Below are 16,782 nucleotides of genomic sequence, written 5' to 3' on the forward strand. Positions count from 1 at the left end.
CTTTTGAACTGATTTGTCACCTTTTGTAGACGGATTAAAATGAATATTTGAATCTTGTATGAACCAAATTTCAGAAGAAGACCAAGTATGAACCGTTTGCTTTTAGTTTTTTTATTTGTTTGTTGGCAGTCTGCCAGCAGTTATGCACAAATACAAACAGACATTTGCGAGAATAGTGTACCCAACAATTGGAAGGTTATTAATGGTAGCTTATCTATAACCACCGACCATTTTAAATTGGGTAAACAATCCGTAAAGTGGGACTGGACAAGCGCTGAAAAAAGCATATTGAAAGTTGAGAATGCTGCATTCAAAGCCGTGGTCGCAAATCCAAGAAGTACTTTCGTGGTATGGATATACAACGAAATACCTGTAAATGATAAGCTGGTGTTTAAATTTGGTACTCAAGATAAAACGGTTGCTAGTTTCGATTTTAACCTTAATTTTATGGGTTGGCGCACAGCTTGGGTAATGTACCATAGAGATATGCTGGGCGAGCCTCAGGCAGACATGGATGTTATGACTGTATATGCACCTGCAACTGTAAAAAAGGGGAGCTTGTTTATTGATCAGTTGATGTATGATGTAACTATTAATCCACGTTCGCCAATGCGGGACGAGCAATTGCCTTTTGTTAATCCAGAGGGAGATAAAGCTGCTAATGCACACTGGAACGCTTTGTACGCTTTTAATAGAACCCCAATATATTCACCCTTGAAAGGAAAATTGGAGCCAACTGAACGAACCGATATGGAGCAAATCAGCCAACGGTTTAAAGAACAGATTCTGACTTCAGAAAAAAACAATGGGAAAAACGTAGTTCAAGATATTGAAAAGGCTTTTAGTTATTGGAATATTAACAGAAATGGCGGCCGAATAACGGGGCGACCAGTTTATTCTATGAATGATGTAGAGTTGGTGTCTCTATCGCAAACTGAAGGGCTGAAAGAAGCCAATCGCCTATCAGGTATAAAACGATATACTCAACTGATGTTACAGGTTGCTCAAACCTATCAAACTTCATCAGATGCAATAATTAAACAAAGACTGGAGCGCATTTTTATGGATATGCTGGATCATCTTGAAGATCAGGGCTGGGCTTATGGCAGTGGTATGGGCGCATTGCACCACCATGGTTACAATCTTGAAGGCTATTATTCGGCTTGTTTGCTCATGAAAGATGTGATCAAAAAACAAAATAAGTTAGATCGCACATTTAAAAGCATGGCTTGGTTTAGTGGCTTAGGGCGTACTTTTCAGCTCCCTTCCGAATTGCCATCTTCTAACATTGATGTATTCAATACCTTGCTGGGGAGTATGCTATCTGCTATTCTGGTGATGGATGATACACCAGAGAAACTACGTTATCTGAATGCTTTTTCGAAATGGTTGTCTAAAAATATCGAGCCTGACCATACTATTGAAGGAGCTTTTAAACCCGATGGTGCTGTTTTTCATCATGGTAATCTTTATCCAGCTTATGGTATTGGCGGTTATACAGGGATTGCCCCAATTGTATATGTGCTTAGTGGAACTTCATTTAAGGTAGCGCAACAAGCACATGAAAGTCTACGAAATAGTTTACTCATGATGCATTATTATACCAATCCTTATAAGTGGCCAATTAGTGTGTCTGGTCGTCATCCGACTGGAAACTGGCGTATTCCCGATGCACCTTATGCCTATATGGCGATGGCTGGAACTCCTGATGGTAGCTTAGAAACTGATACACTTATGGCCTCGATATATCTGAAGCTTAATGGCAATAAGCAAAATAAATGGACCACTGCTTTTAAAAATAGCCAGATTAAGCCAATAGGTTATACCAGTGGGCACTGGAATCTTAATTATGGTTTGTTTGATATACACCGTCGTCAGGATTGGTTGCTTACCGTACGCGGTCACAATCGGTATTTCATTAGCCATGAGTCCTATCCAGGTGCAAATATGTATGGTCGATATCTGGCTTATGGACAGTTGGAAGTGCTGTTCCCTGAAACCAAGGCTGATGATGGCAGCAACTTTAAGGATGAGGGCTGGGACTGGAACAATATTCCGGGGACAACAACTTTACATCTACCTTTAAATAAGCTGCGGGCTAACATCATCAATGCTGATGATTATAGTGGAATAGAAGAAATGTTGATCTCCGACGAGCGTTTTGCAGGTGGCACAACATTTAAGAAACAAGGTATGTTTGCCATGAAACTACATGGTCATGATAAATATGATATGGGGAGTTTTGGAGCCACCAAATCTTGGTTTATGTTTGATAACCTGGTTGTCAATTTAGGCTCAGGCATTCAAAATGCCATACCAGCATATCCGACAGAAACGACCTTATTCCAAAATTACCTGAAAGATTCGGCAGATGTGCTCAACATAAATGGTACAGCTATAAATTCATTCCCGTACACCAGAAAAGGGGAAGCAGGAAAGCCTTTAAGGATCATGGACAACCGAAGTATTGGTTACTATATCCCCGACGGTGGAGACGTATTGTTAACAAAAACAACACAAGTTTCACGTGACCAGAAGGATAGCCGTAAAACCACTGGTAATTTTGCTAAGTTAATCTTACGACATGGAAATGCGCCTTTAGATGCCGGATACGAATATACAATGTTGATAAAGACGGATAAGCAAGCATTAGAAACCTTAGCTTTGTTGCAGCAAAGTACTAAACCCGTGTATAAAGTTTTACAAAGGGATAGCACGGCGCATATTGTATGGTATGCTCCACAGCAGATTACTGCAATCGCCGTTTTTGGAATTAATCACAACCTCTCTGATTCTTTACTGATGGGCAATAATAGGCCATGTTTGCTGATGTATCAGCAAAATGGGGAACAATTGTCGATTTCGGTTACGGATCCTGATCTTGCTTTTTATGAGGGGCCAGATGATAGTCCCTTAACGGTAGATGGCAAAAGAAAAGAAGTGAGTATTTACTCCCGTAACTGGTACCGTTCTCCGGCTAAACCATCAGTGATGAAGCTGTTGATTAAAGGTAGTTGGGATGTAAAAGGAGTTACAGATGGCTTGCAGGTAAGTTTGCAGCCCGATGGTAACACCTTGCTTAGTGTGAAATGTGCAGACGGGATAGCCTCAAAAATTGAATTGTTTAAAAGAAAATTAAAGGAGAATATAAAATGAAGAATACAATGATGTGTGCATTGCTGGCTATGTTTTCAGTAGGCGGAGCGGTAGCACAAAATAAGTCTTCAAATAAACCCAATGTAATTGTCATTGTCAGTGATGATGCGGGATATGTTGACTTTGGATGTTATGGTGGTAAACAGATTCCAACACCAAATATTGATGCTATAGCCCGTCAGGGTATCCGTTTTACGGATGCTTATGTTTCTGCCTCGGTATGTGCGCCTTCAAGAGCTGGTATTTTAACAGGCCGTTATCAACAGCGTTTTGGCTTTGAGCACAACACCTCTAATTTGGTTGCTCCTGGATATAAAATTACCGATGTAGGTATGGATCCATCAGAGCAAACGATTGGTAATGAGATGCAGGCCAATGGTTATAAAACCATTGCCATAGGTAAATGGCATCAGGGCGATGAGCCAAAGCATTTTCCGCTAAAGCGTGGTTTTGATGAATTTTATGGTTTTACAGGTGGTCATAGGGATTTCTTTGCCTATAAAGGCGCGCGTACCAACGAACATGCGCTGTATAACAACAATGAGATCGTTCCAGAAAGTAATATCACTTATTTAACAGATATGTTTACTGATAAGGCAACTAGCTTTATCACCGAAAACAAGGACAAACCCTTCTTTATGTATTTGGCTTACAATGCTGTTCATACGCCTATGAATGCTAAGAAAGACTTGATGGAGCGCTATGCCGGTATTCAAGATACTGGTAGAAGAGCCTATGCAGCAATGATGACTTCTTTGGATGACGGTGTTGGACGAGTAATGGCTACTCTGAAACAGCAAAAGCTGGATAAGAACACCATCATTATTTTTATCAATGATAATGGTGGTGCTACAGTAAACTCTTCTGATAACGGGCCCTTGCGTGGTATGAAAGGATCAAAATGGGAAGGCGGTATCCGTGTAGCTATGATGATGAAATGGCCGGGACATATTGCCGAAAATAAAACCTACAGTCGCCCTGTAAGTTCATTAGATATATTGCCTACCTCAATTGCAGCCGGTAATGGTAAACAAAAGGGAAGTAAAAAGTTAGATGGGGTAAGTCTATTGCCGTATCTGACTGGCCAGAATAAGAAATCTCCGCACGAGGCTCTTTATTGGAGGAGAGGAATAGCTGCAGCTATGAGAGAAGACAACTGGAAATTGATCCGTGTACAGGACAATATTTTGCTTTTCGACCTGAATAAGGATATTTCTGAAACTACCAATCTCGTGCAAAAGTATCCAGCTAAAGTAAAAGAAATGCTCGCCAAGCTTGCCCAGTGGGAAAAGGGACTGGATAGCCCACATTGGACCAGTGCTTATGGAGATCAGAACCAGATCATGAAACACCGCATGGAGACTACTGGACGTGACATGGAAAGAATGTATCCTTAATCAAATAAACCAACGAAAATTATAGCTCAATGAAGAGAATATTGTTAATCGGGGTATTAACCCTAAGTATGTTGACCTCGAGACCGGCCAAGGCGCAATCTGGTGATGCAGCTGGATTAATTATGCAAAGAATTGTATTGGATCTTAGAAAACCAATACAGAGTGTAGATAAAGCTGCGGAAAAGAATCTAGCGACTTTGCAGGCTAATGGGAGCTGGAAGGGTATAGATTATACCGCTAAAACCATTGCCAAATGGGAGCCAGGTGATCATTTGGTAAAATTAGAGAGCCTTGTTCAGGCTTATGTGACAAAAGATAGTCGTTATTTTAGCAATGACCAGGTACTTGAAGCCATTACCCTTGCGTTGAAACATTGGTACGATCAGGATCCGAAAAGTAGCAACTGGTGGCATAATGAAATCGCTACTCCTCAGGCTATAGGCGAATTGTTGATTCAACTCCGTAATGGTGAAAGTAGAATCCCTGCTGATTTAGAGAGCTCACTGATTGAAAGAATGAAGCGTGGTGACCTAGCAAAACAAACTGGAGCGAATAAAACAGATGTCGCACTGCATTATTTTTATAGGGCTTTGTTGACTAATAATCAAGCTTTATTGGCTACTTCATCTGTAGAGTTATTTGATCCAATTAGGTTGGTACATTATGATGAGGGCTTGCAATATGATTATTCTTATTTGCAGCATGGTCCGCAACTTCAAATATCAAGTTATGGCGCGGTATATATTACCGGGATATTGAAAATGATTAATTACGTACAGGGAACGCCATATGCAATCAGCAATGAAAAATTACAGCTATTCTCTAAATACTACCGTGAGACTTATTTAAAAGCGATTAGAGGTAGTTATATGGACTTTAATACGGAAGGGCGTGGGGTGAGCAGGCCTAATATTTTAAGGAAGAATACCGAGAAAACCAGATTAATTACAGCGGTTCTCGTTGATCCATTACATGCGGATGAATGGAAAAGTGCAATTGCAAGAACAGATAGCTCAGCAGCGCCGGATTATAAAATTGAACCATTGCACAAGCAATTCTGGATTGGGGATTATGTAATGCATCTAAGACCTGGTTATTCTTTTAACGTAAGGATGGTGAGTAATCGGACTAAACGTAGTGAGTCTGGAAACAAAGAGAATTTATTTGGTAGGTACCTGTCTGATGGTGCGACCAATATTCAGGTTCGTGGACCGGAGTACTACAATATTGTGCCGATCTGGGAATGGGATAAGATTCCGGGAACAACAACAAGAGATTATGCGGAAGATCGTTTGACTACCAAGTTTTGGGGCGAAGATGGTAGTACTGATTTTGTTGGTGGTGTTTCTGATGGTGTATATGGTGCAAGTACTTATACATTAAATTACGATAGTCTCTCTGGAAAAAAGGCCTGGTTCTTTTTTGATCAGGAGATTGTATGTCTGGGAGCAGATATTCGTAGCAATACACCGGAGTCGATTGTAACTACTGTTAACCAAAGCTGGTTAAACGGTGATGTACAAGGTTCTGCTATAGAGGGCAAGTTCGGTAAGGGGAAAACGGAAGTATTTAAAAATGATCATCAAAGCTGGATCTTACACGATGGCATCGGTTATGTATTTCCTGAAGCTGCGGATATAAGTTTGAGTATCAATACTCAGAAAGGGAGTTGGTACAAGATCAATAATGCAAATTCAAAGACGGAGCTTTCTGGGAATGTTTTTAAACTATGGATTAATCATGGTGCAAAACCAGAAGCTGCAAAGTATGCTTATGTAGTTTTACCAGGTATTAAAAATACTACACCTTTAGTCAATTTTGGAAAGTCAGGGATTCAGATTTTAGCCAATACGCCCCAAGTCCAGGCCGTAAGTAATGAGCCGTTAAATATGGTGCAGGCGATCTTTTATGAGCCCGGCGTATTAAAGGCATCAGCCTATACCATTAAGTCGGATAAGGCCTGTGCACTGTTAATTAAATCCCTGAATGGTAAGGTAGTGATCTCTGTGGCAGACCCAAAACAAAAAGAAAGAAATGCTGTGATTAGCATCACAAATAACAAGGATGGGAAGACAACCGATTACCCGGTTAGTTTCCCTCAGCAAGCGTTTGCCGGCGCTACGGTAATGCTTAAATAAATTGAGATTGAGGGTGATAAGGTGTTTAAGCAGCCGTTTTGACTAATTATTACCCTCTTTTAAATTAATTAGTGCCCCTTTTTTAATCTTATTGATGCTCAAATTTGATTGTAGTAATCCCAAGGTTACGAGAGAGTATACCAAATTTAAACTTATTGATGTATGAGAAAAATTTACATGATTTTTATGTGCTTGTTTTTTGCCATTACAACATTTGCCCAACAGACAAGAAAGGTAGATGGTAAGGTAACAGAACAAGGAAGCGAGGTTCCCTTAATCGGAGTAAGTGTGCTGGTTAAAGGGACTAAGGTTGGCGCAACAACTGGCAGTGATGGAAGGTTTTCCATTATGATTCCTAAGGCAGGAAATGCCATATTGGTTTTTACCTATATCGGTTATTTGCAGAAGGAAGTTATTGTTGGCGACAGATCGACTGTTAACGTGATTCTGGCCGAGGATAATAAAACGCTGAATGATGTGGTGGTAATTGGATATGGGACATCTAAGAAAGCTGATTTAGTGAGTTCAGTGGCTCAGGTAAACATGAAGGATATGCTAAATGCTCCGGTTCGTTCTTTTGATGAGGCCCTGGCAGGAAGAGTTGCCGGTGTACAGGTTACTTCCTCAGATGGTCAACCGGGATCGCCAGTAAGTATTGTAGTAAGAGGGGCCAACTCTATTACTCAGGATAACTCACCATTGTATGTTATAGATGGATTTCCAATAGAAGGGGCTAATAACAATGTGATCAATCCACAGGACATCGAATCTATTGATGTATTAAAAGACGCTGCAGCAACTGCAATATATGGAGCTCGAGGCGCCAATGGAGTAATTATGATCACCACCAAAAAAGGTAAAATAGGTGACCCTGTGATTACACTTAGTACAACTCAGAGTTATACAACGAATAACAAAAGAATGGATCTGATGAGTAGCTACGACTATGTGAGATATCAGTTAGAACGTGATCCAGCTATTGGAACTCCTGCAAATCCTACACCAACTTATTATTTGTTAACCAGACCGGGGAAATCACTGGAAGATTACAGAAATGAATCGGCTACAGATTGGCAGTCGCCATTTTTTCAAACTGGAAGTCTACAGGATTATAACCTGGCTGTAAGAGGTGGTACTAAACAAACATTGTATTCAATTTCAGGTTCTGCAAATCAACAGGATGGTACCATTATTAATACCAGTTACAAACGTTACCAGGGAAGGATTACACTCGATCAAAATATAGGTAAAGCCCTTAAGGTTGGTATTAATGCCAATTACTCCTTTCTTAAGCAATCGGGTAATAGTGTAGGGGCATCTACGAATAGCGGTACAACTAATATCTTATATAGTGTATGGGGCTCTAGTCCTACTTCGCCGCTGTCGGAAACAGTGCCTGTAGATGAAACCACTAACAGTACCAATGATTATAAATATAATCCCTTGATCAATCAGAAGAACTTAATCAGGGATAACATAACGAGAAACATTAGCGCGAATACGTATGCTGAACTGACGCTTTCTCCAACTTTGAAATTTCGCGCAACGGGTGTTTTAACTGACAATACAGCAATTGCAGAATCATTTAATAACTCTTTGTCTTACTATGGTAATCCCAAAACGAATCCTGGAATGACCAATGGTGTAAACGGTAGCATACTTACCACCAAGTCGTTTAACTGGGCAAATGAGAATACATTAACCTGGAATAAAACCTATAATAAAATACATAATCTGAACGTGTTAGCTGGTTTTACCCAACAAGGGAATACATCCAGCGCTTATGGCTTTGGTGCTAATTTCTTGCCGAATGAATCTTTGGGCTTAAGTGGGTTGGATGAAGGGATATTAAATCCTGCTAGTACCAGGGCGGTAAGTTCTTTGTGGACGGCTGCATCATTTTTGGGACGTTTAAAATATAATTTTAAGTCTAAATATTACGCAGAAGTCTCTTATCGTGCAGATGGATCATCAAAGTTTAGTGAGGAGAATCATTGGTCTTATTTTCCAGCAGCATCATTTGCATGGAGATTTAAACAGGAGGACTGGGCGAAAAAGATCTCTGTTATCTCTGATGGTAAGTTGAGATTAAGTTATGGTCAGACCGGAAACAACCGGGTAGGTGATTTTTCTTACCTATCTACCTCAGCATTGCCAGTAACGTTATCTTATTCGTTTAATGATGTTTATGTTACATCTGTAATACCAGGTTACAATATTAATGATACCAGGTATTACTTCATCGGTAATAAAGATCTGAAATGGGAGACAACTGATCAATATAATGCTGGTTTAGACCTCTCATTTTTTAAAAATCGTCTAAACCTTACCGTTGATGCTTATCGAAAAATTACAAAAGATCTTTTGTTAGCCGCTGATATTCCAACATCCTCAGGTTACAATAGAGCATTTAAGAATATAGGGAAAGTACAAAATCAAGGTCTCGAGTTTGCGCTTAACACGATTAATATCGACACAAAAGATTTTAAATGGTCGAGTAGTTTCAATATCTCATTTAACGGGAATAAAGTATTGGCGCTTGCAGAAAACCAGGAGGCCATTACTACTGCGGTAAGATGGGATAATGGTTATCAGAACACGCCAGCTTATATAGCGAAAATAGGAAGGCCACTGGGAGACATGTATGGTTTTATATGGGATGGTAACTACCAGTACAGCGACTTTACTGTTACCAGTGGTGGAGCTTATCTTTTAAAAGATAATGTTCCTACAAATGGAAATACGCGTGCACTGATACAACCAGGTGATATCAAGTATAAAGATCTGAACGGTGATGGTATTGTAAATGCTTCAGATTACACAATAATAGGAAATGGCCTGCCTGTACATATTGGCGGTTTTGGGAATAATTTTACCTATAAAAACTTTGACTTGAATGTGTTCTTACAGTGGTCTTACGGTAATGATATACAAAATACAAACAGGCTGGTATTTGAAGGAAATGGGTTAAATAAAACATACTTGCAACAGTTTGCCAGTTATAGTGACAGGTGGACACCTGATACTCAGAATGCATCCAATTACCGGGTAAATGGATTTTTTGGTGGAGGTTATTCTTCTCGTACTGTAGAGGATGGCTCGTATCTAAGGCTAAAAACAGTATCCTTTGGATATAACATACCAGCTAATTTGTTGAAAAAGATTAAAGTTCAGTCTTTGAGAGTTTATGTGTCAGGGCAGAACTTATACACTTTCACAAAATATACTGGTCTTGATCCAGAAGTAAATAGTTATGCTTCGGCATTAACCGCAGGATTTGATTATAGTGCTTATCCTCGTGGCAGGACAATTGCTTTCGGCGCTAACCTGAGTTTTTAATTTTAAAAAAAGAAGTTTATGAAACACATATTCATAATAGCAATATTGATCAGTCTTGGATTTAGCTCGTGTAAAAAGTTTTTAAATACGGAACCAACTGATTCGTTAACAGAAAAGGAATACTACAATACTGAAGCTAAATTGATAAGTGCGCTTGCGGGTGTATATCAACCTTTAGGTACCGCTGGAATATATGGTGACAATATGTTTGACCAATTAGGCGCGGCAACAGACGAAGGGTATTATGCCAGGAGTGGACAGGCGACCGGTGTTATGGTTTATAATTTTGATTACACAAATGCGGAATTGAATAGTTTCTGGTCTCAGCTCTATCAGGGCATTGAAAGAGCAAATATTCTCATCAAAAACATCAATGTAGCTTCAATAGATGAAACAAAACGTAATGCAATATTAGGTGAAGCTTATTTTATGCGCGGGTATTACCACTTTTTGTTGGTTAGCAATTTTGGAGACATACCACTAAAAACAGAGCCTACACCATCAGTTACTGACGTATTTGTAACCCGTACACCTGCAAAGCAAGTGTATGCACAAATACTTGCAGATATGGAGTTGGCAGAAGGTAAAGTATTCAGTCCTGATCAGCTTGGGTTTAGTGGAAGAGTCTCAAAAACAGTCGTTGAAGGTATTTTAGCCAGAGTTTGTTTAACAATGGCTGGTTTTCCTTTACAAGATCAAAGTAAATATGCTGCAGCACTGAAATGGGCTACACTGGTAAAAGAATCAGGATCACATAGTTTGAACTCCAATTACAGCCAGGTATTTATTAATGCACATCAGGATAAATATGATGTGAAAGAGAGTATGTGGGAAGTTGAAAATAAAGGGAATGGATCTGATGGCTATGGTAATGCAAATCGTTTAGGAAATACAAATGGTATTGTGGCTACAGCTGACAATATTGTAGCTACAATAGGCTACAGCTATGGATTTATCAATACTACAGCTAAATTATATAATTATTATTCTGCTGGTGATTTAAGAAGGGATTGGGCCATTGGTGCTTATACCTATGGATTCAATACAGCCACAAATACAGTTTATAAGAACTATTTCACAGCAACAAATCTGTACGGTCGTAATGCCGGCAAATGGAGAAGGGAATATGAAACTACTGCGGTTAAAGGAAAAAATATTACACCTATAAATTTCCCTATCTTAAGGTATTCTGATGTTTTGCTCATGTTAGCAGAAGCAGAATTCCATGTTAATGGTGCTACTCCGATTGCTTATGATGCGTTAAATCAGGTTAGAAGACGCGGTTTTGGCTTGAATCCTCAAACGCCCGTTGCCTCAATATCTGTAGTAAGCGGTTTAACCTTAGCCACCGCTGGTAATACTGGTTATCTTACAGCAGGTGTAAATAATATTCCAGTGACCATTACTGGAGGAGGAGGTACAGATGCAGCAGGTGAGGCATTGGTTGTTTATTCAGCTACTGCTGCGACCGCCAAGGTGACTGCATTAGCTTTAACTAAACCCGGAAAAGGTTATACAAGTGTCCCAACAGTTACCATTGGTTCTGCTTGGACGGCTAATACTGTGTATGTAGTAGGAATGCAAGTGTTTAATGGAAGTAATTTGTATACAGTTACAACAGCAGGTACCTCAACAGCTACCGGACCTACACAAACGACTGGAGCTTCATCTGCCGCAGTAACAGGAGCGGTCTTTACTTATGCAGGCGCGAGGGCAACCGCTACAGCTACAATTGCAACTTCTGTAGTGGACTTGGCTGGACTTGCAGACTTTCAACAGGCAATAGAAGATGAGCGCGCAAGAGAGCTTTGTTACGAGACTTTGAGAAGACCAGATTTGATTCGCTGGGGAAAATGGGTGAAAACGATGAATGATTTAGGTTTAGATATGAAAGCTAATGCTGGCGGAAATTCCTACGGTGGATTAGCCGGATCAAGTATCGGTGACCGGAATTTGTTATATCCAATTCCTTCATCAGAAATATCTGTAAATAAAAACATGACACAAAATCCGGGCTGGTAAAGTATAAGAACCATTAACCAATAAACGAACTTATTTATGATCAATAGATATATAATGGTTACAGCAATAGCATTCACTTTTGCAAGCTGTAGTAAAGAAATAGAAGTAAAATCGCTTAATTTTGATGTCACCGTATCTAAAACTAACGGTGCTGTTAGTAACACTTATACGACTTCAGATTCTTTGAATTTTGCTTTCAAGGGGAACCCTGACGTGATTACGTTCTACTCAGGGGAAATTAACCGGCAGTATATTAATAAAGATAGAACAGTTGCCGATGGAACTCCCATTTTGCAGTTTACTTCTTTAAGAGCTACCGGAACACAGGCAAATTCTCTGGCATTAATGGTGTCGTCTGATTTTAAGGGAATCGCATTAAAACCTGGTTCAACAATTAGAGATACTGTTACTACGAACGCTAACATTGCAACTGCACAATGGTCAGATATTACTTCACAAGCAGCTTTGTCCACCGGTGCAGCAACTCCATCAGGAGAGATCAATCTATCTTCTTTTGCAAACTTAGGTAAGCCTGTATACATCGCATTTAAATATGTAGCTGCTGCAGGATCCGTACAAAATAAATGGACCATTACCTTGTTAACGCTTACAAATAAACTGGCAGATGAGTCGATTTATACAATAGGGAATTTAGGCGCGCCAAATACTGAAATTAAAAATTACGGCGTGATTACCTATAGTCCAGGCTGGTGGGTTTCTTATGATGAAGTCAAAAATGCTAATAAATATCCATGGGTATTTACTGCAGGAACAAGCTTAGTCATTACTGGTGCGGCAACTGTAGGAGCGGCAACAGCTCCGGCAGAAGCATGGGCAATCATGGGACCTATTAACCTAAAGAAGGTTAGTCCGGATGTTGGTGTAGGGCTTAAATCTATCTCCGCTAAATTCGAAAATTACCCATATAAATACTCGTCGGTAACGCTGTCCGAACCAACTTTTGTAGCTTCAAATAATGTCGTTAATAGTTCTGCTACTGTAGTAAAACCACTGTCAATAAAAGTGACTAAACCTTAATCATAAAATATAAACCTATAAATGAAGAAGGTACTAAAAGGTCTTTTAATACTGATTTTCTGCGCCGGTTCTGTGCAGGCACAACAATCAAATCCTACTTCTGCTGATATGCAATGGTGGAAAGATGCTAAGTTTGGCATGTTTGTGCATTGGGGGCTTTATTCTGTCGCTGCTGGAGAATGGAAAGGCAAACCCTCAAAAGGAAATGAGCATTTTATGTTATATGAGCGTATTCCGGTTAAGGAATACGCTAAAATAGCTGATGATTTTAATCCCGTTAAATTTAACGCGGATGCCTGGGTTAAGGGCGCAAAAGAGGCGGGAATGAAGTACGTGGTTTTTACCAGTAAACATCACGATGGCTATGCGATGTATGATTCTAAAGTGAGCGATTATAATATTGTAAAAACAACGAAATGGCACAGAGATCCAGTAAAAGAGCTTGCTGCTGCATGTAAAAAATATGGTTTGAAGCTAGGCCTATATTATTCGCTGGGTCGTGATTGGGAGGATCCAGATGTTCCAACAAACTGGCCAGAGAAAGCTGGAAGGAGTAATACCTGGGATTTCCCGAATGAGGATGGAAAAGTGTTTGCTAAGTATTTTGAACGCAAAGTAAAACCACAGATTAAAGAGCTTTTAAGTAATTATGGCCCTATCAGCATCATTTGGTTTGATACGCCTGAATTGATCAGTAAAGCTGAAAGTTTAGAACTGGAGCAGTTTATTCACAAGCTTCAACCAAATTGCATCATCAACAGTCGTATTGGTAATGGATTGGGCGACTACCTTGTTTCGGAGCAGCAAATTTCGGCGGCAAAGATGACGAAACCTTGGGAGGCTTGTATCACTATGAGCGGTAAATGGAGCTATAATCGCTACGACAAAGCCTGGAAGTCTCCAGAACTGTTGATTCGTCAATTGGTGGAAATCGTTTGTAAAGGCGGAAACTTCCTGCTAAATGTAAACCCAGATGGACAAGGTGCGCTGCCTCAGCAAAGTGTGGATAACCTGAAAGCAATAGGTGACTGGATGAAAGTAAATGATGAGGCCATTTATGGTACTCAACCTTGGACAATTACGACTGAAAGCCTTCCTGTTGAAGCGAGCGTTGGCCCGAAAGCCGCTACAGGGTTGGTAGATACAGACAATGATAACACGGTTAAAGGGATTACTCCGGATATTTATTTTGCTCAAAAGAATCGTGTAATCTATGTGTACGCACGAAGCTGGAGTGCTGGAGATATGTTGATAAAGAGTCTGGGAAAAACTATTGCTCCTGTTCAGACCGTATCACTTTTGGGCTCAAAGGAAAAGGTGCAATGGAAGCAGGATAGTGGTATGCTATCTGTAAAACTACCGGCAAAATTACCAATAGGCATTCCTGTATATGTATTTAAAGTAACCATTTAATGAAAAAAACGATATCCCTCAGGATTGTATTGATACTCCTATTTGCTATGCCTTGTTTGCAGGCTGTCAGTCAGCCGCGTTCTGAGTTAAACTGGCCTAAGTTTCTTTTGGGTTGCGACCTGGTATTTGACGATTTAAGTACAAATTGGAACGAAGGACTGTTTACTGGAAATGGGCTGTTAGGGACAATGATCTATAGGGATACCGAAAATGGTTTGCGTATAGATATTGGACGTAGCGACGTAAGGGATCACCAATCAGGAAATGCCTCTCCGCTTTTAGCTAAAGCAAGATTGCCAATTGGACACTTTCTGGTAAAGCCTGTCGGCAAGATCACTAAGGTGAGCGCTAGACTGGACTTATGGAATGCGGAGATCAGGGGAATCATTCATACGGATAAGGGAAGCATAGCGTTTCGAAGCCTTACGTTTTCCGAATCCGATGTGATCTACTATAGCGCAGTATATAGCGGTGATGAGCGAGGTTTTACCTGGTCTTGGGTACCAGAGGAATCGGTAAGTAGCAGGACTAAATATTCACATATTAAAGTCCCCGATAATTATAAAGGAAATCCGTCAGGTAAGCTGGTTAAACAAGGAGAAACTCAGGTGTATGACCAATCGTTGAATGCTGGTGGTGGTTATGCAACTGCATGGCAGGAGCATAATATAGCATCGGGAAAAGACATTGTAATTACCGTTGCCTTTTCAAAGGAAGGCCAGCGATATGTAAGTAAAGCAGTTCAAACGCTTAAAAGCTTTGGATTGGCACCAATCAACAGTCAAATTCAAAAGCATCAACAATGGTGGCATACCTATTATCCTCAAAGCTTTCTGACAATTCCTGATTCAAGGATGCAATCTTTTTATTGGATGCAGCAGTATAAACTAGCATCGGGCACAAGAGCGGATAAGCCTGCTCTGGATTTAATGGGGCCCTGGTTTAAGCAAACGCCATGGCCTGCATACTGGCTTAACTTAAATATACAGCTTACTTATAGTCCACTTTATACGGCCAATAGGCTAAATATTGCTACTTCTTTAATGCGTATTATTGATGAGCAGCAAGGCAATCTGATTAAGAATGTTCCTAAAGAATACCAACACGATGCTGCAGCAATAGCAAGGGCTTCGGGGGCAGACCTTGTAGCCCCTGTCAAATTGATTGCTGGATCAACTTCCGAAATTTCTAATGGCGAAGCTGAATTGAGTAACCTTACCTGGATTTTATATTATTATTGGCAACATTATAGGTATAGCATGGATAAAACCGTGTTAAACAAGCTATATCCATTATTAAAGCGTAGCATTAACTACCCCCTTCACTTGTTAAAAAAAGAGGATGATGGTAAATGGCATTTCAGCGTTAAGACACATTCGCCTGAGTATCCGATAGGGAAAGGTACCGACACAAACTATGATCTTGCATTGCTTAATTGGGGCTGTAAGACGTTACTTCAGATTAACGATGATTTGAAATTAAATGATCCTTTGGCAACTAAATGGAAAGATGTATTAGCTAATCTTGTTACTTATCCACAGGATGAAAATGGATTTCGTATTGCCGCGGATGTGCCTTTTAGTCAATCGCATCGTCATTATTCACATTTGTTGATGGTTTATCCACTATATCTTGTGAACTGGGACCAGCCCGAAAACCAGGACATAATTAAAAAGTCATTGGCACACTGGCATAGTTTTCCAACCGCTTTACAAGGGTATTCATTCACCGGAGGGGCTTCTATTTACGCCTTGATGGGTAATGGAGATGCGGCCAGAGATTATTTGAACCAGCTCTTCGATAAATTTGTAAAGCCAAATACCATGTACCTCGAAAGTGGGCCGGTTATAGAAACCCCGCTGGCTGCAGCGGCAAGTATTCAGGAGCTTTATCTTCAATATTGGGACAACACAGTAAGAGTATTCCCTGCTGTACCATCAGACTGGGCAAATGCCGCGTTTGAGAATTTACGTACTGAGGGGGCCTTTTTGTTAACTGCAGTTCGTAAGTCCGGCACTACGCGCTGGATTAAAATAGAAAGCTTAAATGGAGGGACACTTCGGATTAAACCTGGATTTGTAAGCGCAGCAAAGTTGAAAGCTAATCCCGCTGTTAAAATCCTGGATATGGGTAACCAGATTTATAGCTGCAGCATTCCTAAAGGCGAAACTGCAGTTCTTTATGTCAATCCAGAAGATTTAAAGATTGGCCTGCAGGATGTGATTACCTATAGCACAAATGACAACAGCTTTGGGAAGAGCAGCAAGAAAAAGTAATTG

Annotated in this window: 8 protein-coding genes; all 8 read left to right on the plus strand. The window is 40.2% G+C overall.

Annotated elements, in window-relative coordinates; all coding sequences use genetic code 11:
• Positions 1–87 precede the first annotated feature (87 nt).
• The 8 genes from BLS35_RS20605 (at position 88) to BLS35_RS20640 (ending at position 16,779) form a co-directional block, all read left to right on the plus strand.
• Positions 88–3,156: a chondroitinase family polysaccharide lyase gene (locus BLS35_RS20605; RefSeq protein WP_090784974.1), complete on the plus strand. Its 3,069-nt coding sequence runs from the start codon at positions 88–90 to the stop codon at positions 3,154–3,156.
• Positions 3,153–4,553: a sulfatase gene (locus BLS35_RS20610; protein ID WP_254779006.1), complete on the plus strand. Its 1,401-nt coding sequence runs from the start codon at positions 3,153–3,155 to the stop codon at positions 4,551–4,553. Before BLS35_RS20605 ends, BLS35_RS20610 begins: the two co-directional genes overlap by 4 nt.
• 29 nt (positions 4,554–4,582) lie before the next feature.
• Complete coding sequence (gene cslA / locus BLS35_RS20615) at positions 4,583–6,691, plus strand: chondroitinase-AC (RefSeq protein ID WP_090784975.1); 2,109 nt, start codon at positions 4,583–4,585, stop codon at positions 6,689–6,691.
• A gap of 162 nt (positions 6,692–6,853) precedes the next feature.
• A complete protein-coding gene (locus BLS35_RS20620) occupies positions 6,854–10,030 on the plus strand; it encodes a SusC/RagA family TonB-linked outer membrane protein (protein ID WP_207909142.1) in 3,177 nt (1,058 codons plus the stop codon).
• 18 nt (positions 10,031–10,048) lie between these two features.
• Positions 10,049–12,052 (plus strand): RagB/SusD family nutrient uptake outer membrane protein, encoded by a 2,004-nt coding sequence (locus BLS35_RS20625; RefSeq protein ID WP_090784978.1) that lies wholly within the window; start codon positions 10,049–10,051, stop codon positions 12,050–12,052.
• Positions 12,053–12,088: 36 nt separating this feature from the next.
• Complete coding sequence (locus BLS35_RS20630; protein ID WP_090784982.1) at positions 12,089–13,090, plus strand: DUF5017 domain-containing protein; 1,002 nt, start codon at positions 12,089–12,091, stop codon at positions 13,088–13,090.
• Positions 13,091–13,111: 21 nt separating this feature from the next.
• Positions 13,112–14,503, plus strand: a complete 1,392-nt coding sequence (locus BLS35_RS20635; protein ID WP_090784986.1) for an alpha-L-fucosidase — start codon at positions 13,112–13,114, stop codon at positions 14,501–14,503.
• Entirely contained in the window at positions 14,503–16,779 is a 2,277-nt protein-coding gene (locus BLS35_RS20640; RefSeq protein WP_090784990.1) for a glycosyl hydrolase family 95 catalytic domain-containing protein, read from the plus strand. The genes BLS35_RS20635 and BLS35_RS20640 overlap by 1 nt, the downstream gene beginning before the upstream one ends.
• Positions 16,780–16,782: the final 3 nt, after the last annotated feature.

This window comes from Pedobacter sp. ok626 (genome assembly GCF_900100435.1).
GTDB lineage: Bacteria > Bacteroidota > Bacteroidia > Sphingobacteriales > Sphingobacteriaceae > Pedobacter.

Coding starts and splice junctions, on each gene's coding strand:
- BLS35_RS20635 (WP_090784986.1), top strand. CDS start 13,112: ATGAAGAAGGTACTAAAAGGTCTTTTAATACTGATTTTCTGCGCCGGT.
- BLS35_RS20605 (WP_090784974.1), top strand. CDS start 88: ATGAACCGTTTGCTTTTAGTTTTTTTATTTGTTTGTTGGCAGTCTGCC.
- BLS35_RS20630 (WP_090784982.1), top strand. CDS start 12,089: ATGATCAATAGATATATAATGGTTACAGCAATAGCATTCACTTTTGCA.
- BLS35_RS20610 (WP_254779006.1), top strand. CDS start 3,153: ATGAAGAATACAATGATGTGTGCATTGCTGGCTATGTTTTCAGTAGGC.
- BLS35_RS20625 (WP_090784978.1), top strand. CDS start 10,049: ATGAAACACATATTCATAATAGCAATATTGATCAGTCTTGGATTTAGC.
- cslA (WP_090784975.1), top strand. CDS start 4,583: ATGAAGAGAATATTGTTAATCGGGGTATTAACCCTAAGTATGTTGACC.
- BLS35_RS20620 (WP_207909142.1), top strand. CDS start 6,854: ATGAGAAAAATTTACATGATTTTTATGTGCTTGTTTTTTGCCATTACA.
- BLS35_RS20640 (WP_090784990.1), top strand. CDS start 14,503: ATGAAAAAAACGATATCCCTCAGGATTGTATTGATACTCCTATTTGCT.